22 protein-coding genes are annotated in these 24,512 nt (G+C 69.7%); 4 read left to right on the top strand and 18 right to left on the bottom strand.

Annotation, left to right across the window (positions count from 1 at the left end):
- Positions 1-2: 2 nt before the first annotated feature.
- The 12 genes from ACEN9J_RS00675 to glpD form a co-directional block, all read right to left on the bottom strand.
- Positions 3-911: an ABC transporter ATP-binding protein gene (locus ACEN9J_RS00675; RefSeq protein WP_413763000.1), complete on the bottom strand. Its 909-nt coding sequence runs from the start codon at positions 909-911 to the stop codon at positions 3-5.
- Positions 911-1,924, bottom strand: a complete 1,014-nt coding sequence (locus tag ACEN9J_RS00670) for a BtrH N-terminal domain-containing protein (RefSeq protein WP_296723492.1) — start codon at positions 1,922-1,924, stop codon at positions 911-913. Before ACEN9J_RS00670 ends, ACEN9J_RS00675 begins: the two co-directional genes overlap by 1 nt.
- Entirely contained in the window at positions 1,921-2,316 is a 396-nt protein-coding gene (locus tag ACEN9J_RS00665; protein WP_413762999.1) for a hypothetical protein, read from the bottom strand. Before ACEN9J_RS00665 ends, ACEN9J_RS00670 begins: the two co-directional genes overlap by 4 nt.
- Before the next feature lie 32 nt (positions 2,317-2,348).
- Positions 2,349-3,491: a beta-ketoacyl-ACP synthase III gene (locus ACEN9J_RS00660; RefSeq protein WP_413762998.1), complete on the bottom strand. Its 1,143-nt coding sequence runs from the start codon at positions 3,489-3,491 to the stop codon at positions 2,349-2,351.
- Positions 3,481-4,464, bottom strand: coding sequence for a dialkylrecorsinol condensing enzyme (locus ACEN9J_RS00655; RefSeq protein WP_296723498.1), 984 nt, complete (start codon positions 4,462-4,464; stop codon positions 3,481-3,483). Before ACEN9J_RS00655 ends, ACEN9J_RS00660 begins: the two co-directional genes overlap by 11 nt.
- A gap of 265 nt (positions 4,465-4,729) precedes the next feature.
- Positions 4,730-6,460 carry an ABC transporter substrate-binding protein gene (locus ACEN9J_RS00650; RefSeq protein WP_057592250.1) on the bottom strand — a complete coding sequence of 577 codons (1,731 nt, stop codon included), beginning with the start codon at positions 6,458-6,460 and terminating at the stop codon, positions 4,730-4,732.
- A 101-nt stretch (positions 6,461-6,561) separates the two neighbouring features.
- Positions 6,562-6,870 (bottom strand): DUF2160 domain-containing protein, encoded by a 309-nt coding sequence (locus ACEN9J_RS00645; protein WP_057592251.1) that lies wholly within the window; start codon positions 6,868-6,870, stop codon positions 6,562-6,564.
- A gap of 13 nt (positions 6,871-6,883) precedes the next feature.
- A complete protein-coding gene (locus ACEN9J_RS00640; protein ID WP_019656045.1) occupies positions 6,884-7,696 on the bottom strand; it encodes a carbohydrate ABC transporter permease in 813 nt (270 codons plus the stop codon).
- The gene (locus ACEN9J_RS00635; protein ID WP_057592252.1) at positions 7,693-8,583 is read right to left on the bottom strand and encodes a carbohydrate ABC transporter permease; all 891 of its coding nucleotides are present in this window, start codon (positions 8,581-8,583) and stop codon (positions 7,693-7,695) included. Before ACEN9J_RS00635 ends, ACEN9J_RS00640 begins: the two co-directional genes overlap by 4 nt.
- Complete coding sequence (locus ACEN9J_RS00630; protein ID WP_057592253.1) at positions 8,580-9,650, bottom strand: ABC transporter ATP-binding protein; 1,071 nt, start codon at positions 9,648-9,650, stop codon at positions 8,580-8,582. Before ACEN9J_RS00630 ends, ACEN9J_RS00635 begins: the two co-directional genes overlap by 4 nt.
- 1 nt (position 9,651) lies before the next feature.
- On the bottom strand, positions 9,652-10,725 hold the full coding sequence (locus tag ACEN9J_RS00625) for an ABC transporter ATP-binding protein (RefSeq protein WP_057592254.1): 1,074 nt from the start codon (positions 10,723-10,725) through the stop codon (positions 9,652-9,654).
- Positions 10,725-12,419 carry a glycerol-3-phosphate dehydrogenase gene (gene glpD, locus ACEN9J_RS00620; protein ID WP_413762997.1) on the bottom strand — a complete coding sequence of 565 codons (1,695 nt, stop codon included), beginning with the start codon at positions 12,417-12,419 and terminating at the stop codon, positions 10,725-10,727. The genes ACEN9J_RS00625 and glpD overlap by 1 nt, the downstream gene beginning before the upstream one ends.
- Before the next feature lie 157 nt (positions 12,420-12,576).
- On the opposite strand from glpD, the gene ACEN9J_RS00615 reads away from it, so the two are divergent.
- Complete coding sequence (locus tag ACEN9J_RS00615) at positions 12,577-13,362, top strand: DeoR/GlpR family DNA-binding transcription regulator (RefSeq protein ID WP_057592256.1); 786 nt, start codon at positions 12,577-12,579, stop codon at positions 13,360-13,362.
- Positions 13,363-13,369: 7 nt separating this feature from the next.
- Positions 13,370-14,869: a glycerol kinase GlpK gene (gene glpK / locus ACEN9J_RS00610; RefSeq protein WP_057592257.1), complete on the top strand. Its 1,500-nt coding sequence runs from the start codon at positions 13,370-13,372 to the stop codon at positions 14,867-14,869.
- Between the two features lie 15 nt (positions 14,870-14,884).
- Here the strand turns inward: glpK and ACEN9J_RS00605 are convergent, their stop codons facing one another.
- Positions 14,885-15,340 carry an SH3 domain-containing protein gene (locus tag ACEN9J_RS00605; protein ID WP_057592258.1) on the bottom strand — a complete coding sequence of 152 codons (456 nt, stop codon included), beginning with the start codon at positions 15,338-15,340 and terminating at the stop codon, positions 14,885-14,887.
- Positions 15,341-15,468: 128 nt separating this feature from the next.
- Here ACEN9J_RS00605 and ACEN9J_RS00600 point away from each other — a divergent pair, with 128 nt between their 5' ends.
- Both ACEN9J_RS00600 and ACEN9J_RS00595 read left to right on the top strand, forming a co-directional pair.
- Entirely contained in the window at positions 15,469-15,990 is a 522-nt protein-coding gene (locus ACEN9J_RS00600) for a hypothetical protein (RefSeq protein WP_261216024.1), read from the top strand.
- A 108-nt stretch (positions 15,991-16,098) separates the two neighbouring features.
- A complete protein-coding gene (locus ACEN9J_RS00595; RefSeq protein ID WP_413762996.1) occupies positions 16,099-17,787 on the top strand; it encodes a phosphoethanolamine transferase in 1,689 nt (562 codons plus the stop codon).
- Between the two features lie 13 nt (positions 17,788-17,800).
- On the opposite strand, the gene ACEN9J_RS00590 is transcribed toward ACEN9J_RS00595, so the two are convergent.
- From ACEN9J_RS00590 to ACEN9J_RS00570, 5 genes are all read right to left on the bottom strand, one after another.
- The gene (locus ACEN9J_RS00590; protein ID WP_413762995.1) at positions 17,801-18,343 is read right to left on the bottom strand and encodes a prolyl hydroxylase family protein; all 543 of its coding nucleotides are present in this window, start codon (positions 18,341-18,343) and stop codon (positions 17,801-17,803) included.
- A gap of 29 nt (positions 18,344-18,372) precedes the next feature.
- On the bottom strand, positions 18,373-19,329 hold the full coding sequence (locus tag ACEN9J_RS00585; protein WP_057592260.1) for an alpha-E domain-containing protein: 957 nt from the start codon (positions 19,327-19,329) through the stop codon (positions 18,373-18,375).
- A gap of 23 nt (positions 19,330-19,352) precedes the next feature.
- Positions 19,353-20,849 (bottom strand): circularly permuted type 2 ATP-grasp protein, encoded by a 1,497-nt coding sequence (locus tag ACEN9J_RS00580; RefSeq protein WP_413762994.1) that lies wholly within the window; start codon positions 20,847-20,849, stop codon positions 19,353-19,355.
- A gap of 90 nt (positions 20,850-20,939) precedes the next feature.
- Positions 20,940-21,797 (bottom strand): oxepin-CoA hydrolase, alternative type, encoded by an 858-nt coding sequence (locus tag ACEN9J_RS00575; RefSeq protein ID WP_261216027.1) that lies wholly within the window; start codon positions 21,795-21,797, stop codon positions 20,940-20,942.
- Between the two features lie 145 nt (positions 21,798-21,942).
- Positions 21,943-24,420: a DNA internalization-related competence protein ComEC/Rec2 gene (locus tag ACEN9J_RS00570; protein WP_413762993.1), complete on the bottom strand. Its 2,478-nt coding sequence runs from the start codon at positions 24,418-24,420 to the stop codon at positions 21,943-21,945.
- Positions 24,421-24,512 lie beyond the last annotated feature (92 nt).

Raw genomic sequence — 24,512 nt, 5'->3', positions numbered from 1 at the left:
CCTCAGTCCCGCAGCGAACGGTGGGTGAGCGCCATGAACAGCTGCTCGAGGTCGTGGCGGCCGAACTCGGCATGGCGCACCTCGATGCCCGCGACCTCGAGCGCGGCCAGCACCGGGGCCGGGCCGGTGCCCGGATGCAGGTGGATGCGCCAGTGCACGCCACCCTGCTCCACCGTGCCGAAGCGCGAGAGCATTTGCGCATCGAGCCCGTCGGCCGCCAGCGTGAGCAGCATCGCGTTCTTCGACAGCAGTTCCTCGAGCGAGCCCTCGCGCAGCACCCGGCCGTGGTCGAGGATCGCCACCCGGTCGGCGATGGCCTCGATCTCCTCCATGTAGTGCGAGGCGTAGATCACTGCGGCACCCGCGCGCGCCAGGCCCTTGATCGCATCGAGCACGAAGGCGCGCGACTGCGGATCGACGCCGACGGTGGGCTCGTCGAACAGCATCAGCTCGGGTTCGGGCAAGAGCGCGATCGCGAGGTTGAGCCGGCGCTTGAGGCCGCCCGACAGCCGCTCGGCGCGCGTGCCCGCGAAGGCTTCGAGTTGCGCGAACGCCAGGCAGGCCGCGATGCGCTCGCGCTTGCGCGCGCCCGCGAGCCGGCCCGCGGCGGCGAAGCAGGCCAGGTTCTCGGCCACGGTGAGCATCGGGTAGAAGGCATGGTCCTGCGGCGCCACCGCGATGCGCGTGGGCGCCTGCGCGCGCACCTGCGCGAGCGGCACGCCATCGACGCGGATCTGGCCCGACTGCACCGCGAGCGCGCCCGACAGGTGCGAGATCAGCGTGGTCTTGCCCGCGCCGTTGGGCCCGAGCAGGCCGAGCACGCAGCCGCGCGGCACGGCCAGCGACACCGCGTCGAGCGCGTTCGCCTGGGCGTGCGGGTAGCGGTGGCTCAGCCCCTGCAGTTCGAGCATCAGGACACGGCGGCCTTGAGGTCGCGGAAGAAGCTTTGCTCGCGCTGCGCCTGCTCGCGCAGCAGCGCCGCGAGCTTCGCCGGATCGACCGCCTCGCGCCCCTTGACCATGCGCGCGGCCTTGAGCGCGAAGGCGCGCCAGTCGTCGCCGATGGCCGTGAGGCGGTCGGACATCTGCAGCAGCTGCGGCTTGCCGAGCAGCGCGGCGGCCTCCTGCAGGAAGGCCGCGTAGATGAAGCGGAAGCCGGCGCCGCCGGTGCCGATCTCCTCCTGCATGCGCACCAGGTGGCCGATGAAGGCCACGGTGCGCGGATCGGCGGGCGCGAGCTTCGCGATGCGGCCGGCCAGGGTGCGCATGCCGCGCACGCCGACGATGGGCACCGGCGCGAGCATGTTGCGCACCGTCTTCAGGATCGCCTTGCGCACCGCGCCCGCGTCGACCGCCTTGCGCTCGATCGCCTGCGGGTAGTACATGAGTCCCTTGGGCGCGAGCACGCCCTTGGCGAAGCGCGCGCGCGCCAGGTCGGCGCTGGCGCAGCGCACCGGCTCCTCGAACACCGGGTCGCTGATCAGGTACTCGTCGCCCTCCTTGCCGTAGACCAGCAGGTTGTGCGCATTGAAGTGGAAGCGCATGTTGGGCGGGAAGTACGGCAGCCAGTAGACCGAGGTCTGCAGGCCCACGAGGTGGCCGTCGGCGAGCAGCGCGTCGAGCCGGCGCTGGCCGTCCTCGGGGCTTCTGAAGGTCTCGAAGCAAAAGCGCGCGGCCATCGGCGCGAGCAGGCCCTTGATCATCGCGCGCGGCGGCATGCGGTAGGAGATCAGCGGCAGGCCCGAGAGCTTGATGAACGGCAGGTAGGCGAACGACAGGCCCGAGGACAGGCCCAGCGCCATGCTCTCGGTCATCGCGGGCACGCCGTGGTGGCGCATCAGGCTCGAGATCACGCCGCTCTCGCAATGGGCGGCCTGGCTGTGGCGAAAGCCGGCTTCGGCAACCGGTGCGGCGATGGCATTCATGGCAGTTCCTTGAGCGCGGCGACGGACAGGCCCAGCGCCTGCGCATAACGCGCGAGCTGGTCCCCGGAGAGCGCCGCGAAATGCCGCGGCTGCAGGTGGCGCCGCACGCGCCATTGCCAGAAGCCGCTGGTCTGCGACAGCAGCGCCACGTCCATGCGGCGGTCGTACATCCAGTATTCGAGAGGCGAGGCCAGGCCCCGCGCCACGCGCTCGCGCGCGGCCCCGGCCTGCGCCACCAGCGCGTCGACCGCATGGGTGGTGACGATCTCCTCGGCCTCCCAGCCGCGCGAGGTGGTCGTGACCACGCGGCCCTGCGCATCGCGCGCGTACATCAGCTTGGCGTGGCCCGCGAGCGTGGCGTTGCCTTCCTGGGGAACTGCGTCGAGGTCCATGTCAGCGCCTCTCCTTCGCCATCGGCTTCGTGTCAGACGGCCTCGAGGTAGATGAAGCCGCTCGAGAAGCGGCCGCTCTCGGGCACGAACATCAGCAGCTTGTGGCCGGGCCGGATGCGGCCCGAGCGGAACAGCTCGTCGAGCATGATGTAGGGCGAGGCGGAACCGGTGTTGCCCTTCTGCACCAAGTTGCTGAACCAGCGCTCGCGCGGAATCGCGAAGCCCATCTGCTCGAGGCAACGCGCCACCGGTTCCATGAAGTAGCTCGACGACAGGTGCGGCAGGAACCAGTCGACGTCATCGGGCCGCAGGCCGCGCTTCTCGACGATGGCCGCGAGCGGCTCGCCGAGCGTGGCGCGCACGATGTTCTCGTTGAGCAGCCGCACGTCCTGCTTGATCGCGAAGGTGGAGTCGCGGTGCCAGTCGCTCGGCGCGGTGCGGGCCCAGCCGGTGAGGCTGCCGTCGGCGGTGCGGTCGGCGCCGGCATACATGCACACCGGCAGCTCGTGCGCGGCCGAGGAGAGATCGATCCATTCGACCTTGAGCGACAGCGGCCCGCGCGGCGCGCGCTCCAGCAGCACCGCGCCCGCGCCGTCCGACAGCATCCAGCGCAGGAAGTCCTTCTCGAACGCGATCTCGGGATTCGTCTCGAGCAGGTCGACGCGGTGCGCGATCTCGGCTTCGAAGCGCGAGCCGCGCATCAGCGGCGAGGCCAGTTCCGAGCCGGTGGCCACGGCGCGCTCGGCATCGCCCGCGCGCACCGAGAGCCAGGCGTGCTTGAGCGCGGTGGCGCCGGCCAGGCAGATGCCCGCGCAGGCCACCACCTCGAGCCGCGGCCAGCCGAGCTCGCCGTGCACCATCACCGCGTGGTTGGGCATCAGCTGGTCGGGCATCGAGGTGCCGGTGACGAGGCAGTCGATGCGCCCCAGTTCCTCGGGCGTGCCGAGTCCGCGGATCGCCGCGGCGGTGAGCTCGGCATTGCTCATGGCCTGCAGGCCGGTCGCGCGGTCGATCGCGTAGTGGCGCGACTGGATGCCGTTGCTGCGCAGGATCAGGCGTCGCGCACGCGACACCCGGTCGCCGACGCGGCCCAGGACTTCTTCGATGTCTTCGTTGCTGACCGGAGCAAAAGGCAGGAAGGCGGCGGTACGGGTCAGGAAGACATCAGTCGTCATAGAGATGGGAACGGTCCGTGGCCGAGCCGGAGGGCCGCTCGAAATGGGCGGTCATTCTAGTCAGCCACCCACGCAGCAGAGGGCGCAGCAGCGCCTGCAGGGTGAGGCTCACCGGGACCACGGTGACGATCAGCGCGAGCAGGAACAGCACGTAGAGCACCAGCAGCGGCTTGCGCTGCCAGGCCCCGGGGCCGCCGGCGGCCATCAAGAGCTTGCCCCAGAGGAAGAAGCTGCGCGTGCCGGCCTTCTCGCTGACCAGGAGCCGCGCATTGGCGTTGACCGCGCCCAGCCCCGCGAGCAGCGGCGCGGTGCCGCGCTCGAGCCCCTGGTGCAGCGCATCGCGCAGCGCGCGGCCGAAGCGCGCGGTGCGCGCGATCTGGCCCGGCTCGAGGCCCGCATCGGGCATGCCCCAGAAGCCGCGCTTGCGGCCCCAGACCAGCCAGGCCGGGGTGGTGAAGAAGGTGGCGAGCGTGGGGCCCGGATCGGTCAGCACCACGTTGTCGATCAGCCGCGCGTCGATGGCGGCCAACAGTCCCTCGAGCTTCTGGTGCGCGAGGTGCCACATGTTGCGGCAGGCGATCACCGTGACCACGGGCTTGCCCTGGAGCAGGCGCGCCGCCACCGGGTGCTTGAGGAAGGCCGTGATCGGCTGCGAGGGCGCGAGGAACCACACCTGGTAGGGCAGGATCACGAGGTCGAAGTCCTCCTCGCCCGTGAGCGCCAGCGGCTGCAGCGCGGGCGGCTTCATGTGCGCGGTCTCGGGGAAGGCGTCGAAGAAGCGGATGAAGCCCCAGGGGAACGGAAAGGGCCGCACCGGCCGCAGCGTCTCCACGTGCACCGCGATCGCGGGGTCGTCGCGCAGCGGCGCCACGATCCGCTCGGCGACGCTGCCGAGCTGGCCGGTCTGCGAATAGTGGATCACGAGCACGCGCTTGGCGATGGTCGGCGCGACGGCCTCGAAAGGGCTGGACAAGCTGGAATTCACGGGTGGGCGGTTCGAAGGGCCGTCGAATGTACGCGAAGCCTCGGCATCGCGCATCTGCCATAGGTCATGCATCGAAAGGATGCGGCGAACGGGCAACGCGCGGTTACGAGATCTCGTAGCCGGGGCCACGCCCGGGTGCATGCACGCAAAAAAAGGGCCGCACCTCGCGGCGCGGCCCTGCATGTGCCGTCCCGGCATCCCCACGACCGTCCGGCCGGTCGCGTCGGCGGCGGTCGGGAGCCTCCCTGCGGGATCAGCGAACCTTGCCTTCCTTCCAGGCCGTCAGCAGCTTGTTGTAGTCGATGGTCTCGCCCTTGGGCTTCTCGTTGGCCAGCTTCTTCCACGGCGCGTGGTCGTCGCTCAGGTACTTGGCCGGGTCGCCCTTGGGATTGAGCTTGGGCGCGCACTTGGCCATGCCGGCGCGCTCGAGGCGGGCCATCACGTTGTCCATCTCGTCGGCCAGGTTGTCCATCGCCTTCTGCGGCGTCTTCTCGCCCGTCACGGCCTCGGCCACGTTCTTCCACCACAGCTGCGCGAGCTTCGGATAGTCGGGCACGTTGGTGCCGGTCGGGGTCCAGGCCACGCGCGCCGGGCTGCGGTAGAACTCGATCAGGCCGCCGTACTTGTTGGCGTTCTGCGTGAAGTAGTCCGAGCGGATGTCGCTGTCGCGGATGAAGGTCAGGCCGGTGATCGACTTCTTCAGCGAGGTGGTCTTGGCGGTGATGAACTGCGCGTAGAGCCAGGCCGCTGCCGTCTTGTTGGCGTCGTGGCCCTTGAAGAAGGTCCACGAGCCCACGTCCTGGTAGCCGTTCTGCATGCCCTGCTTCCAGTACGGGCCGTTCGGGCCGGGGGCCATGCGCCACTTGGGCGAACCGTCGTCGTTGACGACCGGCAGGCCCTTCTTGGTCATGTCGGCGGTGAAGGCCGTGTACCAGAAGATCTGCTGCGCGATCTGGCCCTGCGCGGGCACCGGGCCCGATTCGCCGAAGGTCATGCCCATGGCCTCCTTGGGCGCGTACTTCTTCATCCAGTCGATGTACTTGGTGAGCGCGTACACGGCGGCCGGCGAATTGGTGGCGCCGCCGCGCGCCACGGAGGCGCCGGTCGGCGTGCACTTGTCGGCCGCCACGCGGATGCCCCATTCGTCGATCGGCATGCCGTTCGGGATGCCCTTGTCGGCCGCGCCGGCCATCGACAGCCAGGCATCGGTGAAGCGCCAGCCGAGCGACGGGTCCTTCTTGCCGTAGTCCATGTGGCCGTAGATCGGCTTGCCGTCGATGGTCTTCACGTCGGTGCTGAAGAACTCGGCGATGTCTTCATAGGCGCTCCAGTTCAGCGGCACGCCCAGGTCGTAGCCGTACTTGGCCTTGAACTTGTCCTGCAGGTCCTTGCGCGCGAACAGGTCGGCGCGGAACCAGTAGAGGTTGGCGAACTGCTGGTCGGGCAGCTGATAGAGCTGGCCGTCGGGCGCGGTCGTGAAGCTGGTGCCGATGAAGTCCTTGAGGTCGAGGCCGGGGTTGGTGAACTCCTTGCCCGCGCCGCCCATGTACTCGGTCAGCGACATGATCTTGCCATAGCGGTAGTGGGTGCCGATCAGGTCGGAGTCGGAGACCCAGCCGTCGTAGATCGACTTGCCCGACTGCATCGAGGTCTGCAGCTTCTCGACCACGTCGCCTTCCTGGATCAGGTCGTGCTTGACCTTGATGCCGGTGATCTCCTCGAAGGCCTTGGCCAGCGTCTTCGACTCGTATTCATGGGTGGTCAGGGTCTCGGAGACCACCGAGATCTCCTTCACGCCCTTGGCCTGCAGCTTCTTCGCGGCCTCGATGAACCACTTCATCTCGTCCATCTGCTTGTCCTTGGACAAGGTCGAGGGCTGGAACTCGCTGTCGATCCATTTCTTGGCCTCGGCCTCCCCGGCCGACGCACCGTGCGCGGCGAACATCGCAGCCGCCAACGCCAACGCTGTGTAGCGCATCTTCATGAACGTGTCTCCTCGGTTGATTGCTTCCCCGGTTTTGTCGATCGCGGCTCCGGGGAGGCGGAGAGCCGGATTCGTTGTGGAAAGAAGAGAGCGTGCCGCGTTCAGCCCTTGCGCAGGATCAGCGCGAGCAGCAGCATCGACAGCACGAAGCTGATCCAGACCGAGGGCTCGGCCTCGAGGCTGAACCAGGCCTGGAACTTGTCGGCCAGGCCGACGAAGGCCAGGTTGACGTAGGCCGCCGACAGCAGGCCGATGAACAGCCGGTCGCCGCGCGTGGTGGCGATCGGCAGCCAGCCGCGGCGCAGCGTGGTCGGCGACTTGAGCTCCCACAGCGTCATGCCGGCCAGCATGAGCACGATGCAGATGAAGAACACGGCCACCGGGGTGGTCCAGACCATCCAGTCGAACATCTCTGTTGTCTCCTCAGACGCGACCCATCGCAAAGCCTTTTGCGATGTAGTGACGCACGAACCAGATCACGATCGCGCCCGGCACGATGGTCAGCACGCCGGCCGCCGCCAGGGTCGCCCAGTCCATGCCCGAGGCGCTCACGGTGCGCGTCATCGTCGCCACGATCGGCTTGGCATTCACGCTCGTGAGCGTGCGCGCCAGCAGCAGCTCGACCCAGCTGAACATGAAGCAGAAGAAGGCGGCCACGCCCACGCCGGCCTTGATCAGCGGCAGGAAGATGGTGAGGAAGAAGCGCGGGAACGAGTAGCCGTCGATGTAGGCGGTCTCGTCGATCTCGCGCGGGATGCCGCTCATGAAGCCCTCGAGGATCCAGACCGCGAGCGGCACGTTGAACAGCAGGTGCGCGAGCGCCACGCCCAGGTGCGTGTCCATCAGGCCGACCGTGCTGTAGAGCTGGAAGAACGGCAGCAGGAACACCGCGGGCGGCGTCATGCGGTTCGTGAGCAGCCAGAAGAACACGTGCTTGTCGCCGAGGAAGGAATAGCGCGAGAAGGCATAGGCCGCCGGCAGCGCCACCGTCAGCGAGATCACCGTGTTGATCGCCACGTAGATCAGGCTGTTGATGTAGCCCGAGTACCACGACTCGTCGGTGAAGATGCGCGCGTAGTTGGCCCAGGTGAGCTGCTGCGGGAAGAACGAGAAGCTCGAGAGGATCTCCTCGTTCGTCTTGAAGCTCATGTTGATCATCCAGTAGATGGGCAACAGCGCGAACAGGATGTACAGCACCAGGAAGATGCTGCGCTTGTGGAACCGTTTCTCGTTCATCGCTCGACCTCCGCTTCCTGCGTACCCACCCGCTGCATCCAGTTGTAGAGCACGAAGCACAGCAACAGGATGATGAGGAAATAGATCAGCGAGAACGCCGCCGCCGGCCCCAGGTCGAACTGGCCCACGGCCTTCTGCGTCAGGTACTGGCTCAGGAAGGTGGTGGCATTGCCCGGCCCGCCGCCCGTCAGCACGAAGGGCTCGGTGTAGATCATGAAGCTGTCCATGAAGCGCAGCAGCACCGCGATCATCAGCACGCCGCGCATCTTGGGCAGCTGGATGTAGCGGAACACCGCGAACTTGCTGGCGCCGTCGATGCGCGCGGCCTGGTAGTAGGCATCGGGGATCGAGCGCAAGCCGGCATAGCACAGCAGCGCCACCAGCGGCGTCCAGTGCCACACGTCCATCACCAGCACCGTGAGCCAGGCGTCGGTGGCGCTGCCGGTGTAGTTGTAGTCCACGCCGAGCTTCTGCAGCGCGTGGCCCAGCAGGCCGATGTCGGCGCGGCCATAGATCTGCCAGATGGTGCCGACCACGTTCCAGGGAATCAGCAGCGAGAGCGCGACCACCACCAGCACGGCCGAGGACTTCCAGCCCTTGGCCGGCATCGACAGCGCGAGCGCGATGCCCAGCGGGATCTCGACCAGCAGCACCGCGAGCGAGAAGCCGAGCTGGCGCCACAGCGCCTGGTGCAGCTCGTCGTCGCGCATCACGGCGGCGAACCACTCGGTGCCGACGAAGACGCGGCGCTCGGGCGAGATGATGTCCTGCACCGAGTAGTTCACCACCGTCATCAGCGGCACGATGGCCGAGAAGGCCACGCAGACCAGCACCGGCAGCACGAGCCACCAGGCCTTCTGGTTGATGGGCTTGTTGATGGTGCTCATGCCACCAGCTCCTCGTCCTTGTAGTAGCAGGTGTGCGCGTCCAGCACGCGCAGCCACACCGTGTCGCCCACCGCGGGCGGCTGCTCGTCGGGATGCAGGCGCACCTTGAGCGGGCTGCCGTCCGCATGGGCGCTCACCATCGTGTAGGTGCCCACGTCCTGCACCTGCGCCACCGTCGCGGGCACGGCGCCGCCGGCACCGGCCGGGGCCAGCCGCAGGTACTCGGGGCGGATGCCGATCTTGAGTTCGCCCGCCGGCAGTTCGCGCGTGGGCACCAGCGGCGTGCCCGCCACCTCGATGGTGCCATGAGCGCTCTTCGCGGCCAGGAAGTTCATGCCCGGCGAACCGATGAAGTGGCCGACGAAGGTGTGGGCCGGGCGCTCGAACAGCGCGTCGGCGCTGCCCACCTGCACCGCCTTGCCGCGCGTCATCACCACCACCTCCTCGGCGAAGGTCAGCGCCTCCACCTGGTCGTGCGTGACGTAGATCAGCGTGAGCTTGAGCTCGCGGTGGATCTGCTTGAGCTTGCGCCGCAGCTGCCACTTGAGGTGCGGGTCGATCACGGTCAGCGGCTCGTCGAACAGCACCGCCGACACGTCGCTGCGCACCAGGCCGCGGCCCAGCGAGATCTTCTGCTTGGCATCGGCCGCGAGGCCCGCGGCGCGCTGGTCGAGCTGGCCGCTCATGTCGAGCATCTCGGCGATCTCGCCGACGCGCTTCCTGATCTGGTCGGCCGGCATCTTGCGGTTGCGCAGCGGGAACGCGAGGTTCTCGGCCACGGTCATCGTGTCGTAGATCACCGGGAACTGGAACACCTGCGCGATGTTGCGTTCCTGCGGCGTGGCCTGCGTCACGTCGCGGCCGTCGAACCTGACCGTGCCCTGCGAGGGCACGAGCAGGCCCGAGACGATGTTGAGCATGGTGGTCTTGCCGCAGCCCGAGGGGCCGAGCAAGGCGTAGGCGCCGCCGTCGCGAAAGCTCATCGTGAGCGGCAGCAGCGCATAGTCGCTGTCCTGCGTCGGGTTCGGGCGGTAGGCGTGGGCCAGGTCGAGGTCGATGCGGGCCATCTCAGTTTCCTTTGCGCCATGCCGGCGCGCGCGCCAGCTTCTCGCCGGCATCGAACACATAGGCCCGCGCCGCGCTGAAGTACAGCGTGATCGAGGCCCCCAGCTCGAAGCGGTGCACGCCGGTGAGCTGCGCCACCAGTTCGCCGACCGCGGTCTCCACGTGCACGAAGGTGTCGGAGCCCGAGATCTCGGCCAGCTCCACGGTGCCGGGCAGCGCGATGTCGCCCTCGCCCGCTTCCACGTCGAGCGCGCTCGCGCGCAGCCCGATGGTGACCGCGCCCGCCACCGACTCGGGCAGCGCGAGCGCCAGCGCCGGCCCGCCGGCCAGTTGCACGCTGCCCGCGGCGGCGGTGCCGGCCAGCAGGTTCATCGGCGGATCGCTGAAGGCGCGCGCCACGCGCAGCGACCGCGGCGCATGGAACACCTCGGCGGTCGGGCCGTACTGCAGCAGCTCGCCGGCATCCATCACCGCGGTGTGGCCGCCGAGCAGCAGCGCCTCGCCGGGCTCGGTGGTGGCGTAGATCACGGTCGAATCGCCGGCCGCGAACAGCTGCGTGAGTTCCTCGCGCAGGCCTTCGCGCAGCTTGTAGTCGAGGTTCACCAGCGGCTCGTCGAGCAGCATCAGCGGCGCGTTCTTGGCCAGCGCGCGCGCCAGCGCCACGCGCTGCTGCTGGCCGCCCGAGAGCTCCTGCGGATAGCGGTCGAGGAACATGCCGATATGCAGCTTGTCGGCCAGCGCGCGCACGCGCGCGTCGATGTTCGATTCGCCGCGCAGCTTGAGCGGCGAGGCGATGTTGTCGGCCACCTTCAGCGAGGGATAGTTGATGAACTGCTGGTAGACCATCGCCACGTTGCGTTCGCGCACCGGCATGCCGGTGACGTCCTGGCCGTCGACCAGCACGCGGCCCTCGGTGGGCGTGTCGAGTCCGGCCATCAGCCGCATCAGGCTGGTCTTGCCGGCCTGCGTGGCGCCGAGCAGCACGGTCACCGCGCCGCTCTTGGGCGCGATGCTCTGCTCGTAGAGCCAGGTTTGCGCGCCGACCTTCTTGGTCACGCGCTCCAGTGACAGCTGCATCAGCCTTCCCTCCCTTGCATGTCCACCCTTCCGCGATGCGCATCCAGCCAGTCGGCCACCTGACGGCGCTGCTGCGACGTGTAGCGCAGCCCGAGCTTGGAGCGGCGCCACAGCACGTCGTCGGCGCTCACCACCCATTCGTCGCGCTGCAGGAAGCACAGCTCGCGCTCGTGCAGGCCGGGCGCCACCTCGGCGCCGAGGTCGGCCATCGATGCGGCATCGCCGAGCAGCTCGCCGATGCGCGCGCCGTAGGCACGCGCCAGCCGCCGCGCGAGCTTCGCGTCGAGCCAGCCGTGGCGCTGCTGCACGGCGGCCAGGAAGCGCTCGAAGTCGCCGTCGGGCCGCTGCGCCGCGCCGATCCAGGCCGACAGGTCGCCGCCCGCGAGGAAGGCGCCCTCGGTCCAGGCCGGGCGCTGGCTGTTCGGCTGGCCCAGCATGCGGCCGACCTCGTCGGCGGCGTCCTCGGCCAGCTTGCGGAAGGTGGTGATCTTGCCGCCCCACACCGACAGCAGCGGCGCGGCGGCGGTGTTCGACTCGAGCATGTAGTCGCGCGTGACCGCCGACGGATCGCCCGAGGCATCGTCGAGCAGCGGGCGCACGCCCGAGTAGGTCCACACCACGTCGCTCGGCGCGATCGGCTTCTCGAAATAGCGGCTGGCCTGGGTGCAGAGGTACTCGACCTCCTCGTCGGCGATGCGCGCCGCGCCCGGGTCGTCGCCATGCAGCTCGATGTCGGTGGTGCCGATCAGCGTGAAGTCGTCCTGGTAGGGGATCGCGAAGATGATCCGCTTGTCGGGGTTCTGGAAAATGTAGGCGTGGTCGTGCGCGAACACGCGCGGCACCACGATGTGGCTGCCCTTCACGAGGCGCAGGCTCTTGGTGGCCAGCGCCTCGCCGTGGGCGGGCTTCGCCACGCCGCGCAGGAAGGATTCGGCCCAGGGCCCGGCGGCGTTCACGACCGCGCGGGCGCGCACCGTGCGGTGCGTGCCGTCGGGGCCCTCGAGCACCGCGGTCCAGCCGTCGGCCTCGCGCCGCGCATGCACGCAGCGGGTGCGCGTGAGCACCTCGGCGCCGCGCGCGCGCGCATCGAGCGCATTGAGCACCACCAGCCGAGCGTCGTCGACCCAGCCGTCCGAATAGACGAAGCCGCGCTTGAACTGCGGCTTGAGCGGCGCGCCCGCGGCATGGGTGCGCAGGTCCACGCCGCGCGAGGCCGGCAGCACCTCGCGTTTGGCGAGGTGGTCGTAGAGGAACAGGCCGATGCGGATCATCCAGGCCGGGCGCATCGAGGGATCGTGCGGCATCACGAAGCGCAGCGGCCACATGATGTGCGGCGCGCTCTTGAGCAGCACCTCGCGCTCCTGCAGCGCCTTGCGCACCAGCGAGAACTCGTAGTACTCGAGGTAGCGCAGCCCGCCGTGGATCAGCTTGGTCGACGACGAGGAGGTGTGGGAGGCGAGGTCGTCCTTCTCGCACAGCACCACGCGCCAGCCGCGGCCCGCGAGATCGCGCGCGATGCCGCAGCCGTTGATGCCGCCGCCGACGATCAGCACATCGCAGTCGGTGGCCGGTGCCGGCGGATTCTGGGAGAGATCGCTCACTGGAATGCCACCTGTCCTTTCGCCCGTCTTTTGTTGTTGCGATGCATGACCGAAGTCATCGAAGGCGGCCATTGTATTTTCGGTTTTTTTCACTTGAGTTCCTTATGGCGCGATTTTCCCCCGAGTTTTCCCTGATGAATGTTCGTTTTTTTTCGTTCTATAAAGTGACGCATCGGGCGCTCCGGCAACGGCCCCGGCGCGTTTTTTTGCGTACTCTCGGCTTACTTCCATTCGTTTTCGCCCCCACTCAGTGAATTCCAACCCCCGCCAGATCAATCTCCTCGACACCGTGCGCGCCCGCGGTTCGGTCACGGTCGAGCAGCTCGCCGACATGCTCGGCGTGACCCTGCAGACGGTGCGGCGCGACGTGCAGCGGCTGGCCGACGAAGGCCTGCTGACCCGCTTCCATGGCGGCGTGCGCGTGCCGAGCTCGACCACCGAGAACATCGGCTACCAGCAGCGCGAGACGCTGCATGCCGACGGCAAGGCGCGCATCGCGCGGCGCGTGGCCGAACTGGTGCCGAACGACTGCTCGCTGATCCTCAACATCGGCACCACCACCGAGGCGATCGCGAAGGCGCTGATGCGCCACACCGGCCTGCGCGTGATCACCAACAACCTGAACGTGGCGACCATCCTGAGCGGCAACAGCCAGTGCGAGGTGATCGTGGCGGGCGGTTCGGTGCGCGCGCGCGACCGCGCGGTCGTGGGCGAGGCCACGATCGATTTCATCCGGCAGTTCAAGGTCGACATCGCGCTGATCGGCGTGTCGAGCATCGAGTCCGACGGCTCGCTGCGCGACTTCGACCTGCGCGAGGTGAAGGTGGCGCAGACCATCATCGCGCAGGCGCGCGAGGTCTGGCTCGCGGCCGACGCGAGCAAGTTCAACCGCCCCGCCATGATCCAGCTCGGAACCCTGTCCCAGATCGACCGCCTCTTCACCGATGCGGAACCGCCCGATCCCTTCCCGACGCTGCTGCGCGACGCGCAGGTGCGGCTCGAGATCGCCCGGCCCCATCAGACCCCGAAGGAATGACTCCCGCATGACGACCACCTACCTGCTGGCCCTCGACCAGGGCACTTCCAGCTCGCGCAGCATCGTGTTCGACCGCGGCGGCCACGTGGTGGCCATCGCGCAGAAGGAGCTCACGCAGATCTACCCGCAGCCGGGCTGGGTCGAGCACGACCCGCTCGAGATCTGGGACAGCCAGCTCGCGACCGCGCGCGAGGTCATCGCCAAGGCGAAGCTGCGGCCCGAGGACATCCACGCGATAGGCATCACCAACCAGCGCGAGACCACCGTGCTGTGGCACCGCGAGACGGGCAAGCCGGTGCACCACGCGATCGTGTGGCAGGACCGGCGCGCCGAGCCGCTGTGCGCGCGGCTGCGCGAGGAGGGCCTGGCCGACACCATCCGCGAGAAGACCGGCCTCGTGATCGATGCCTACTTCTCGGGCACCAAGCTGCGCTGGCTGCTCGACAACGTGCCCGGCGCGCGCGAACAGGCCGAGCGCGGCGAACTGGCCTTCGGCACCGTCGACAGCTGGCTGATGTGGCAGCTCACGGGCGGGCGCAAGCACGTGACCGACGTGAGCAATGCCTCGCGCACCATGCTGTTCAACGTGCATCGCAACGAATGGGATGCCGAGCTGCTGGCGGCGCTGCGCATCCCCGCCGCGCTGATGCCGGCGGTGCAGCCCTCGGCCTCGCACTTCGTCGACACCGACGCCGCGCTGCTGGGCCGCTCGCTGCCGGTGGGCGGCGTGGCCGGCGACCAGCAGAGCGCCCTCTTCGGCCAGGCCTGCTTCGAGGCCGGCATGGCCAAGAACACCTACGGCACCGGCTGCTTCCTGCTGATGCACACGGGCGAGGCCTTCCAGCCCTCGAGCAACGGCCTGCTCGTGACCAGCGCGGCGCAGACAAGCACGCAACCGCAGTACGCGATGGAAGGCAGCGTGTTCGTGGGCGGCGCCGTGGTGCAGTGGCTGCGCGACGGCCTCAAGGCGATCAAGGGCAGCGCCGAGGTGCAGTCGCTGGCCGAGAGCGTGCCCGACGCGGGCGGCGTGATGATGGTGCCGGCCTTCACCGGCCTGGGCGCGCCCTACTGGAACGCCGACGCGCGCGGCACCATCACCGGCCTCACGCGCGGCACCACCGTGGCCCACATCGCGCGCGCCGCGCTCGAGAGCATCGCCTACCAGAGCGCCGCGCTGCTGCAGGCCATGAGCCGCGACGCGGTGGCCGCGGGCGGCAAGCCGGTGGCCGAGCTGCGCGTCGACGGCGGCGCCAGCGTGAACGACCTGCTGATGCAGTTCCAGGCCGACCTGCTGGGCATCCCGGTGGTGCGGCCCGAGGTGGTCGAGACCACCGCGCTGGGCGCGGCCTACCTCGCGGGGCTGTCGAGCGGCGTCTACGGCGACGTCGGCCAGCTCTCGAAACAGTGGAAGGTGGAGCGCCGCTTCATGCCCACGATGGGCCGCGCGCAGGCCGAGGAATCGATGGCGCGCTGGGAGCGCGCGGTGCGCCAGGCCACGCAGGCCTGAGCGCCTGGCCCGGGCCTACCAGCCCCAGGTGAGGCTGGTCGCCACCCAGCCCACCGCGCCGCCCTCGTGGCGCACCTTGGTCCACTTGCCGCGCTTCTCGAGCGTGCGCAGCACGTCGCCGTAGCCGGCCTTCTTCACGATCGGACCGCGCGCGCCCGGCGCGCGCCGCAGGTTCGCCACCTGCGCCTTCACCACGCGGTGCGGCACCTTGTTCGTCATCGAGCGGTAGACCCAGGCGCGGTCGCCCTCGAAGTCGCGCACCTGCAGCCAGTCGCCCTTGCGCTGGAGCACCTGGAACGGATAGCCGCGCGTCACGGTCCAGTGCGCGGGGTTGCCCACGCCGGGGCCGCTGCGCAGGTTGAGCGTCCTGACCGCGGAACTGACCATCTCGCGCGCCCAGGCGGCCGGGGCCGAGACGAGCAGCAGGGTCATGACGAGCAGGAGCGCGGGCAGTCGGCTGAATCCGTTCATGGAGGAGGGTTTCCTTTCTCGAGAAGCAAGGGTTTTCCAGAGGGCCGGCGAGGCCGGCGCGAGCCCTTCTGGGCCGCATGCGCCGCAGAAGTTCCGCGGCCGATCGATGGCTGATCGATACTTGCGCGATGTCCCCGTCTCCCAGGAATCATCGAAACAGCCGCGCGCGGACGCTGTCGCGCGCCATCCCATGGGCCGCCACCGTCGCGCTGCTCGCCCTCGGCCTGCTCGTGTCGGGCTGCACCGACGGCTATCCGAGCGAAGACGCGCCCAACGTGCGGCACATGACGGACGACCAGCACCTGCGCGCCCTCAACCACTACCTCGCGCTCGGCGCGACCGCGAGCGGCACCATGCACCGCAAGCTCGTGAGCCAGGACGACTGCCACGTGGTGCTCAAGAAGCGCCGCGAGGCCGGCCAGACCCAGCGCATCGTGATCCCGCTGCTCGAGTCGAGCGTGGAGATCGCCACCCAGCCCGGCGGCAGCGGCCTGCGCGTGAAGCTCGCGCAGCACCTGGAAGACGGCGAGCGGGAGGTCCGGCTCAAGCTCGACCTGGACCGCTGGATCGACGCGGTCGCATGGCGCTCGCACTTCCAGCAGCTGCAGATGAACTGCCGCGAGATCAGCGAAGGCGCCGACGCCGCGTAGCGCCCCCCGTGCGCCGGCGAAGCCCTCCCTCGCGACGGGGGCACTGCGCGGAACACCCGTGCACGGCGGCAGAATCGCGCCCGCGATCCACCCCTCCGCCCGCTCCGCTTGACCCAGCCGCCCGCCCAAGCCCCCGACCTGCTCCAGGCGCCGGCCATTCCCTCCCCCGACACCGCGCGCAGCAACGGCCTGCTCGCCTGCGGCGTGGTGGCCGCCACCCTGCTCGCCGTGATCGTGCTCGGCCACGACGGGCGCCGCATCGCGCAGCTCGCGGTGCTGGCGCTGCCGATGGTGCTGTGGCTGGCCTGGCCGGTGCGCAGCGCGCGCGTGCGCCGCTGGCGCACCGTGCTGGCCTGCGCCTGGACCCTGGCCTTCGCCTTCGACGGCGCCTTGCGCGCCTACCTGCTCGACACCTACCAGGCCGCGCCCGACGGCGCCATGGTGCTGAGCGCCGCGGCCAACACCAACGCACGCGAGAGCGGCGAGTACCTGCAGATGCACTGGCGCTCGGCGCTGCTGTGGAGCGGCGCGGCCGCCGCCGCGGCCCTGCTGGTGGCGGCCTTCGCGCGGCGCGGAGCCAGCGCGCCGGCCGGGGCGCGCGCGCGGCCGCCGGGCTGGGCCACGGCACTGCTCGCGCTGCTGCTGCTGGTGGCCTGCGTGGGCTATGCGAGCAAGCCCTGGCGGCGGCTGCATCCGGTGCTCTTCTGGTCGCAGTGGGGCCAGTCGATCCATGCGCTGCGCGGCCTCTGGGCCGACCAGGAGCGGATGCGCGAACGGATGCTCGCGCGCGCCAAGGCCATGGCGCCGGTGATCGAGCACGCCGGTCCGTCGACCGTGGTGCTGGTCATCACCGACAGCATCAACCGCGACAACATGGGGCTCTACGGCTACGGCCGCCCGACCACGCCGCGCCTGCTGGCCCACAAGGCGCAGGCGGGCGCGCACATGGAGGTGCTGCCCAATGCCTGGTCGGTCGATGCCACCACCGTGCCCGCGCTGCGCAACATGTTCCATTTCGGCCTGCCCGAGAGCGAGAACCCGCCGCACCTGCTCGCGCTCGCGCGCGCGGCCGGCTACAAGGTCTGGTGGATCAGCAACCACGACGACCTCGCGATCGAGCAGCAGCATGCGCGCTACGCCGACGTGGTCGACATGGTCAACCGCACGCCGGGCCGCGCGAGCGCCTCGCTCGACGGCGAGATCCTCGACTGCATGCAGGAGGCGCTGGACGACACCAGCGCCGAGCGCAAGCTGATCGTGGTGCACCTGATGGGCGCCCATCCGCACTACAGCCTGCGCTTTCCGCCCGATGCCAACCCCTTCGACGACAGCGTCGACGCGGTCGAGACCGGGCTGATGAAGAACGGCCGCTCGGCCTGGGTGCGCCACTACCGCCACGAGTACGACGCCGCCCTGCTCTATCACGACTTCGTGGTGTCCGAACTGCTGCAGCAGACGCGCAGCGCCGGCCCGCCGCAGGAGCCCCGCGCCTGGATGTACCTGTCGGACCATGGGCAGGAAGTGGGCCACGGCAGCGACCGCGCGGGCCACAGCCCCGCGACCGCCTCGGGCTACCGCATCCCTACCGTGATCTGGCGCCGTCCGCAGACGCCGTTCGCGGACCATGCGCCGCAGCAGCCGCAGCAACCGTTTCGCGCGGACTGGGCCGGCTGGACGCTGATGAACCTGCTCGACATCCACTGGAACGGCCAGCGGCCCGAGCGCGACGTGCTCGGTGCGACCTACCGCTGGGAAGCGCCCACGCTGCCGGTGGCGGTGGAATCGTTCGAGCGCTGAGGTAGCGGCGCGTTCAGGCCGCGCCGTACATCACGTCGGAGCGCAGCACGTACTTCGTGCCGGCCTCGATCGCCGCGCCCTCGTGCCAGGTGTCGTGCACGAACAGCAGCGCGGCGCCGGCCTCGGGCTTCACGCGGAACTCGCGGAAATCGGTGTCGCCGCCCGTGAAGCCGTCGTTGAGATAGACCAGCAGCGTGAGCCGGCTCGCGAGGCCGTCCTCGCGCCAGGGGCCGTCCTTGTGCATCTTGAAGCGCTGGCCCGGCAGGTACTTGTAGAAGCGCAGCTCACGCGGCAACCCGAGCGCGGCCTCGCCCTCGAGCACCGGCAGTTCGATCCGGCCCAGGCGCTGCCAGAGCAGCGCCACCCATTCGGGCGCCGCGAGCATCGCGCGCTCGTTGTTGCGGATCGCGGGCATGGCCTTCGGGCCCTCGGCGGTGCGCACGCCGGCCGCCGCGAAGCCCTCGCGCTCGGCCAGCGCGATCAGCGCCTCGCATTCGTCGGCCGACAGGAACTGCCCGACCGAAAACGCGCGCGGCGAATGGACCACGAGGTGCATTCGCCGCTTTCGCTCCGGGAGGTCGCCGTTCAGTGGGCCGGTACCAGGAAGTCCTGGCTGATGCGCACGCCGAGTTCGTTCACGCGGTCGAGGAACTGCGTGAGGTAGGCATGCAGGCCGGTCGCGAGGATCTCGTCGACGCGCGCGTACTGCAGGTCGGCCAGCAGCTTGCCGGCGCGGCGCTGGGTTTCGGCGCTCTGCTCGTTCTGCACCTTCGCGAGGTTGGCCACCACCTCGGCCAGGCTCGCATGCAGCGAGCGCGGCATGTCGGCGCGCAGGATCAGCAGCTCGGCCACGCGCTCGGGCTTGATCACGTCGCGGTAGACCTTGCGGTAGACCTCGAAGGCCGAGACGCTGCGCAGGATCGCGCTCCAGTGATAGAAGTCGTACTCCTGGTCCTCCTCGGTGGCGGCACCGAAGAACTCGCTGTTGAGCGCGTGGAACTTCACGTCGACCAGCCGCGCCGTGTTGTCGGCGCGTTCGAGGAAGGTGCCCAGGCGCGAGAAGTAGAAGGCCTCGTCCTGCAGCATCGTGCCCAGCGTGACGCCGCGCGAGAGGTGCGAGCGGAACTTGACCCATTCGAAGAACTGGCCGGGATCGCGCTCGAAGTCGCCCGCGCGCAGCATGCGGTTGACCTCGAGCCAGGTGGTGTTCTGCGTTTCCCAGGCCTCGGTGGTCAGCGCGCCGCGCACCGCGCGCGCGTTCTCGCGCGCGGCCTTGAGGCAGGAGAGGATCGAGGACGGATTGCTCTCGTCCTTGACCATGAACTCCATCACCTCGTTGGGCGCGATCTGGTCGTACTTCTGGTTGTACGAGGGCAGCAGCTCGCTGATCGAGAGCACGCCCTGCCAGCCGTACTTGGCGACCTCGGCCGACTGCGGCAGCAGCGAGGTCTGGTAGTTGACGTCGAGCATGCGCGCGGTGTTCTCGGCGCGCTCGGTGTAGCGGGACATCCAGTAGAGGTGGTCTGCGGTGCGGGACAGCATGTGGTTCTCCGGGCTTCTTGCACTCAGGCCGACTGGCTCTGCGACTGGGACTGCGTCTTCGGCTTGGCCGTGCGGTCGGCTTCGAGGATCCAGGTGTCCTTGGTGCCACCGCCCTGCGAGGAATTGACCACCAGCGAGCCTTCCTTGAGCGCCACGCGCGTGAGGCCACCGGGCACCATCTGCACCTCGCTGCCCGAGAGCACGAAGGGCCGCAGGTCGATGTGGCGCGGCGCGATGCCGGCGTCGACGAAGGTCGGCGAGGTCGACAGGCTCAGCGTGGGCTGGGCGATGTAGCCGTCGGGCTTGGCGATCACGGCCTTCTTGAAGTCCTCGATCTCGGCCTGCGTGGCGGCCGGGCCGATCAGCATGCCGTAGCCGCCGGCGCCGTGCACTTCCTTGACCACGAGGTCCTTCATGTTGTCGAGCGTGTACTGCAGCTCGTCCTTGTTGCGGCACATGTAGGTCGGCACGTTCTTGAGGATCGGCCGCTCGCCGAGGTAGAACTCGATCATCTTCGGCACGTATGGATAGATCGACTTGTCGTCGGCCACGCCGGTGCCCACGGCATTGCAGATCACGACGTTGCCGTCGCGGTAGGCGCGCATCAGGCCCGCGCAGCCCAGCGTGGAGCTCGGGCGGAACACCTCGGGGTCGAGGAAGTCGTCGTCGACGCGGCGGTAGATCACGTCGACGCGCTTCGGCCCGCGCGTGGTGCGCATATAGACGAAGTTGTCCTTGACGAACAGGTCCTGGCCCTCGACCAGCTCGACGCCCATCTGCTGCGCGAGGAAGGCGTGCTCGAAGTAGGCGCTGTTGTACATGCCGGGCGTGAGCACCACCACCGTGGGCTCGGCCGTCGCGGCCGGCGCGCTGGCGCGCAGCGTCTCGAGCAGCAGGTCGGGATAGTGCGCCACGGGCGCGATGCGGTTCTGGTTGAACAGCTCGGGGAACAGCCGCATCATCATCTTGCGGTTCTCGAGCATGTAGCTCACGCCGCTGGGCACGCGCAGGTTGTCCTCGAGCACGTAGTACTCGCCGTTGCCGTGGGCATCGGGGGCACGCACGATGTCGATGCCCGAGATGTTCGAGTAGACGTTGTGCGGCACCGTCACGCCCATCATTTCGGGGCGGAACTGCGCGTTGTTGAGGATCTGCTCGGCCGGGATGATGCCGGCCTTGATGATTTCCTGGTCGTGGTAGACGTCATGCAGGAAGCGGTTGAGCGCCGTGACGCGCTGCACCAGCCCCTTCTCCATGCTGTCCCACTCGTGCGCCGGAATGATCCGGGGCAGCAGGTCGAACGGGATCAGCCGCTCGGTGCCCGAGCCGTCCTCGTCCTTGGCGCCGTACACGGCGAAGGTGATACCGACCCGGCGGAAGATCATTTCCGCCTCTTCGCGCCGCGAACGCATCACCTCGCCGGGTTGCTTCGCGAGCCATTGGTCGTATCGCTTGTAGTGCTGCCGGATCGCGGCTCCCGCATAGGGGAGCTGCTCATACATCTCGTCGAATTTGTGCATGGAACGACCAATCTCCTTGAGCCATAGCTTAGCAAGTTCGAGGCCAGTAGAACCCCTGATGCCAAGCCCGGCCGGGCGACGGTCGGATTTTTATTCGCGCGTTTCGGGAACGGCGGCCGCGTCGGCCGCGCGCTTCTTGCGCGGCGACAGGAAGGCCTTGATGCGCTCGGCGCTCTCGTCGCCATAGAGGCTCGCGACCGAGGATTCGCGCTCGGCATCGAGCTGCTCGCGCCGGCTGCGCCCGCGCGCCGCGTGCACCAGCTGCTTGGTGCGCGCCTGCGCCTCGAAGGGCCCGCGCGCGAGCCGCTGGGCCCACTCGATCGCCACCGCGCAGGCTTCGCCGGACGGCACCACCTTGTTGACCACGCCCCAGCCGTGCAGCCGCTGCGCCGTGCAGGGCTCGCCGTCGAGCAGCAGTTCGAGCGCGGCCTGCGGCGGCAGCGCGCGGGCCAGCGAATCGGTGGCCCCGCCGTCGGGCGTCAGGCCCATGCTGACGAAGGAGGTGAAGAACTTCGCGTCCTCGGCCGCCACGACCAGGTCGCAGGCCAGGGCCAGCGAGAAGCCGCCGCCGGCCGCCGCGCCCTCGACCGCGGCGATGACCGGCTGCGGCGCCGCCTCGATCGCGAGGATCCAGTCGTGCAGCGCCGCCAGGTGCTCGTGCTGCTCGGCGGCCGGCAGCCGGCGCTGCCGGGCCAGCCGGCGCAGGTCGCCGCCACCGCTGAAATGCGCGCCCTCGCCGCACAGCACGATGGCGCGCACGGTGCGAAAGCCCGCGGCATCGCGCATGGCCTTGGCCGCGGCGCGGTAGACCGGGGGACTGAGCGCGTTGCGGGCGCCGGGGTTGCTGAGCGTCAGCACCAGCACCGGGCCCTCGCGATGGGTCTTGAGCCGCGCTGTGGAGCCGCCGCCGACGTGGCTGCTGGTGATGGCGGGAACGGCGGCGGTCATGGCGCGATGCCCGCGAGCGGGCGCGGGAAGAAGGCCTGGCGGTGATGCGATGTCATGGGTCCCCTGCGTCGTTGGTTTTCGCTACAACGCATGGGACGCCGCCGCGCCCGACCTGGCAAGGGTTCGCCCGGCGGGTTTTTAACAACTAGTTCACAGTTTCAACCTCAGTGACCGGCCGGTGCTGCCAGTAGCGCGGCGCGCGTTCGCGCTCGCAGCCCACCTCGACCGGGCGGGCGCTGCGCCAGTGCACGGCACCGCAGCGCACGTTCTCGACCAGGCGCACGCCGCGCTCGGCATGGCGCGCCGTCACCTCGGGCACGGGATGGCCGAAGCGATTGCGGTAGCCGGCCTGGACCAGGCCGATGCGCGGGCGCACCGCATCGAGGAAGGCAGCACTCGACGAGGTCCTGCTGCCATGATGCGGCACCAGCAGCACGTCGGCGCGCAGCCGCTCGGGCACGCGCTCGAGCAGCGCGGCCTCCTGCAGCCGCTCGATGTCGCCGGCCAGCAGCGCGGTCGCGCGGCCGTTGCCGATGCGCAGCACGCACGAGATGGCATTGGGCCGCGTGAGGAACAGGTAGTCGCCGGAGCGCGGGTGCAGCAGCTCGAAGTCCACGCCGTCCCAGGTCCAGCGCTGGCCCGCCTCGCAGCGCCGCGCGCGGCGTTGCGACTGCAGCGGGTGTTCGGCCTCGATCGAACTCAGCAGTCCGGCGCGCGGATGCATCGCGAGCACGGCGCTCGCGCCGCCGGTGTGGTCGCTGTCGCGGTGGCTCAGCACCAGCAGGTCGAGCCGCTCGCCCAGGGCGCGCAGCAGCGGCACCAGCACGCGCTGGCCGGCATCGCTCTCGAGGCTGTAGCGCGGGCCGCTGTCGTAGAGCAGGCTGTGGTTCGCGGTGCGCACCAGCACCGCGTTGCCCTGGCCGACGTCGGCCGCGAGCAGTTCGAACTCGCCGAGGGCGGGACGCGCCGGCTGCCACAGCAGCACCGGCAGCAGCAATGGCAGGCCGAGCGCGCGCAGCGACCATGGCAGCCGCATCGCGGCGAGCACGCCGCCCGCCACGCCGCAGGCCGCCAGCCACGCCGGCGGCGCAGCCATCGAAATGCTGGCGAACGGCAACGCCGCGAGCCACGACAGCAGCAATCCCAACACCTGCACCGCGCGCGCCGCGAGGTCCCACAGCGGCGCGGCGACGGTGCCGAGCATCGCGAGCGGCGTGATCACCAGCGTGACCCAGGGAATCGCGACCAGGTTGGCCACCAGCCCGACCAGCGACACCTGCTGGAACAGCAGCAGGCTCAAGGGCGTGAGCGCCAGCGTGATCGTCCATTGCTCGCGCAGCAGTCGCCACAGCCGCGCGCGCAGGCCCGGGCGGGTGTCGCCAGGCAGCCCCGCATCGGTGGCGAACAGCACGCCCACCGCCACGAAGCTGAGCCAGAAGCCGGCCTGCGTCAGGGCCCAGGGATCGAACGCGACCACCACCGCCGCGGTCAGCAGCCAGCCATGCGGCCAGGGCCAGCGCCGCCCGGTGAGGCGCAGCAGCGCCACGGTCGCGAGCATCCAGACCGTGCGCTGCGCAGGCACGCCCCAGCCGCTGAACAGCGCATAGTGCGCGGCCAGCAGCACGCCGCCCACGAGTGCCGCGCGCTGCGCCGGCAGGCGCAGCATCAGCCGCGGGCCGCGGCGCCAGAGCGCGCCGACGACATGCGCGGCGAGCCACGCGAACAAGGTCACGTGCAGGCCCGAGATCGACATCAGGTGGGCCACGCCGGTGGCACGGAAGACGTCCCAGCCCTCGCGGTCGATCGCGCCCTGGTCGCCCGTGACCAGCGCGGCGATCACGCCCGCGGCAAAGCGCTCGGGCACGCGCGCGAAGATGGCATCGCGCACCGCCTCACGCGCGCGTTCGACCGGATGCCGCCCCGTGAGGCCCAGCCGCGCGGGCGCCTCGTCGCGCGCGCCGATGCGCACATGGCCGCTGGCGCGCAGGCCCTGCTCCCACATCCACAGCTCGCTGTCGAAGCCATGCGGGTTGCGATGGCCGTGCGGCGCCTTGAGGCGCACGGTCAGGCGCCAGCGCTCGCCGGCATGCACCGGGCTCTCGGGCAGGAGGTCCGGCGCCGACGCATCGGCCGCGCCGTTCCAAAGGCTGCTGCCCTCGGCATACCAGCCGAGCGCGATGCGGTCGGGCACCGCGGGCGATCCGGCCGCGGCAGGGTCGGCCCAGCGCGCGGACTCGACAGTGAAGCGAAAACGCGTGCCGGCATCGCCGCGCTGCGGCATCTGCGAGACCACGCCCACGAGCTGCAGGTCGCGCCCCTCGAGCGCGGGATCGAGCGCGCCCGCCGCGTAGACCGTGGCCCGTGCGCCCACGAGCCCCGCGCCGATCGCCGCGCCGGCCAGCGCGGCGCAGACCCAGGCGACTCGCGCACGCCGCGGCATGCGCCAAACCCCGATGAGACCTGCGATGCCCGCGAGCAGTCCGCCCGCGTAAGCCATGCCGTCCCACAGCACCGGCTGCCGCAGTTGCAGCGCCACGCCCGCGAGCGCCGCTGCGAGCGCGACGAACGCGCAGCGCACGCGCGAGACGGCATCGAATGCGTCTCGCACACCCTTGGCGACCATGATGCAAACCCTCCCCCAACGACGCTTCGTGGCGCGCTAATTGCTTTGTCTTCTGGGCTAGTATGCGTCTCACCAGAGACATCTTTTCGATG

The sequence above is a fragment of the Variovorax sp. Varisp41 genome (genome assembly GCF_047325085.1).
In the GTDB taxonomy this organism is placed as follows: domain Bacteria; phylum Pseudomonadota; class Gammaproteobacteria; order Burkholderiales; family Burkholderiaceae_C; genus Variovorax.
Note: the sequence above shows the minus strand (reverse complement) of the source record. Positions and strands in the feature narration are given on the sequence as shown.

What these genes read in the sequence shown, in the direction of transcription:
- ACEN9J_RS00625 (WP_057592254.1), bottom strand. Translation starts at nt 10,725, where the DNA reads ATGCAGCTGTCACTGGAGCGCGTGACCAAGAAGGTCGGCGCGCAAACC.
- ACEN9J_RS00640 (WP_019656045.1), bottom strand. Translation starts at nt 7,696, where the DNA reads ATGAACGAGAAACGGTTCCACAAGCGCAGCATCTTCCTGGTGCTGTAC.
- ACEN9J_RS00580 (WP_413762994.1), bottom strand. Translation starts at nt 20,849, where the DNA reads ATGCACAAATTCGACGAGATGTATGAGCAGCTCCCCTATGCGGGAGCC.
- ACEN9J_RS00605 (WP_057592258.1), bottom strand. Translation starts at nt 15,340, where the DNA reads ATGAACGGATTCAGCCGACTGCCCGCGCTCCTGCTCGTCATGACCCTG.
- ACEN9J_RS00670 (WP_296723492.1), bottom strand. Translation starts at nt 1,924, where the DNA reads ATGAATGCCATCGCCGCACCGGTTGCCGAAGCCGGCTTTCGCCACAGC.
- ACEN9J_RS00665 (WP_413762999.1), bottom strand. Translation starts at nt 2,316, where the DNA reads ATGGACCTCGACGCAGTTCCCCAGGAAGGCAACGCCACGCTCGCGGGC.
- ACEN9J_RS00575 (WP_261216027.1), bottom strand. Translation starts at nt 21,797, where the DNA reads ATGACCGCCGCCGTTCCCGCCATCACCAGCAGCCACGTCGGCGGCGGC.
- ACEN9J_RS00570 (WP_413762993.1), bottom strand. Translation starts at nt 24,420, where the DNA reads ATGGTCGCCAAGGGTGTGCGAGACGCATTCGATGCCGTCTCGCGCGTG.
- ACEN9J_RS00635 (WP_057592252.1), bottom strand. Translation starts at nt 8,583, where the DNA reads ATGAGCACCATCAACAAGCCCATCAACCAGAAGGCCTGGTGGCTCGTG.
- ACEN9J_RS00600 (WP_261216024.1), top strand. Translation starts at nt 15,469, where the DNA reads ATGTCCCCGTCTCCCAGGAATCATCGAAACAGCCGCGCGCGGACGCTG.
- glpK (WP_057592257.1), top strand. Translation starts at nt 13,370, where the DNA reads ATGACGACCACCTACCTGCTGGCCCTCGACCAGGGCACTTCCAGCTCG.
- ACEN9J_RS00660 (WP_413762998.1), bottom strand. Translation starts at nt 3,491, where the DNA reads ATGACGACTGATGTCTTCCTGACCCGTACCGCCGCCTTCCTGCCTTTT.
- ACEN9J_RS00650 (WP_057592250.1), bottom strand. Translation starts at nt 6,460, where the DNA reads ATGAAGATGCGCTACACAGCGTTGGCGTTGGCGGCTGCGATGTTCGCC.
- ACEN9J_RS00630 (WP_057592253.1), bottom strand. Translation starts at nt 9,650, where the DNA reads ATGGCCCGCATCGACCTCGACCTGGCCCACGCCTACCGCCCGAACCCG.
- ACEN9J_RS00590 (WP_413762995.1), bottom strand. Translation starts at nt 18,343, where the DNA reads ATGCACCTCGTGGTCCATTCGCCGCGCGCGTTTTCGGTCGGGCAGTTC.
- ACEN9J_RS00645 (WP_057592251.1), bottom strand. Translation starts at nt 6,870, where the DNA reads ATGTTCGACTGGATGGTCTGGACCACCCCGGTGGCCGTGTTCTTCATC.
- ACEN9J_RS00585 (WP_057592260.1), bottom strand. Translation starts at nt 19,329, where the DNA reads ATGCTGTCCCGCACCGCAGACCACCTCTACTGGATGTCCCGCTACACC.
- ACEN9J_RS00675 (WP_413763000.1), bottom strand. Translation starts at nt 911, where the DNA reads ATGCTCGAACTGCAGGGGCTGAGCCACCGCTACCCGCACGCCCAGGCG.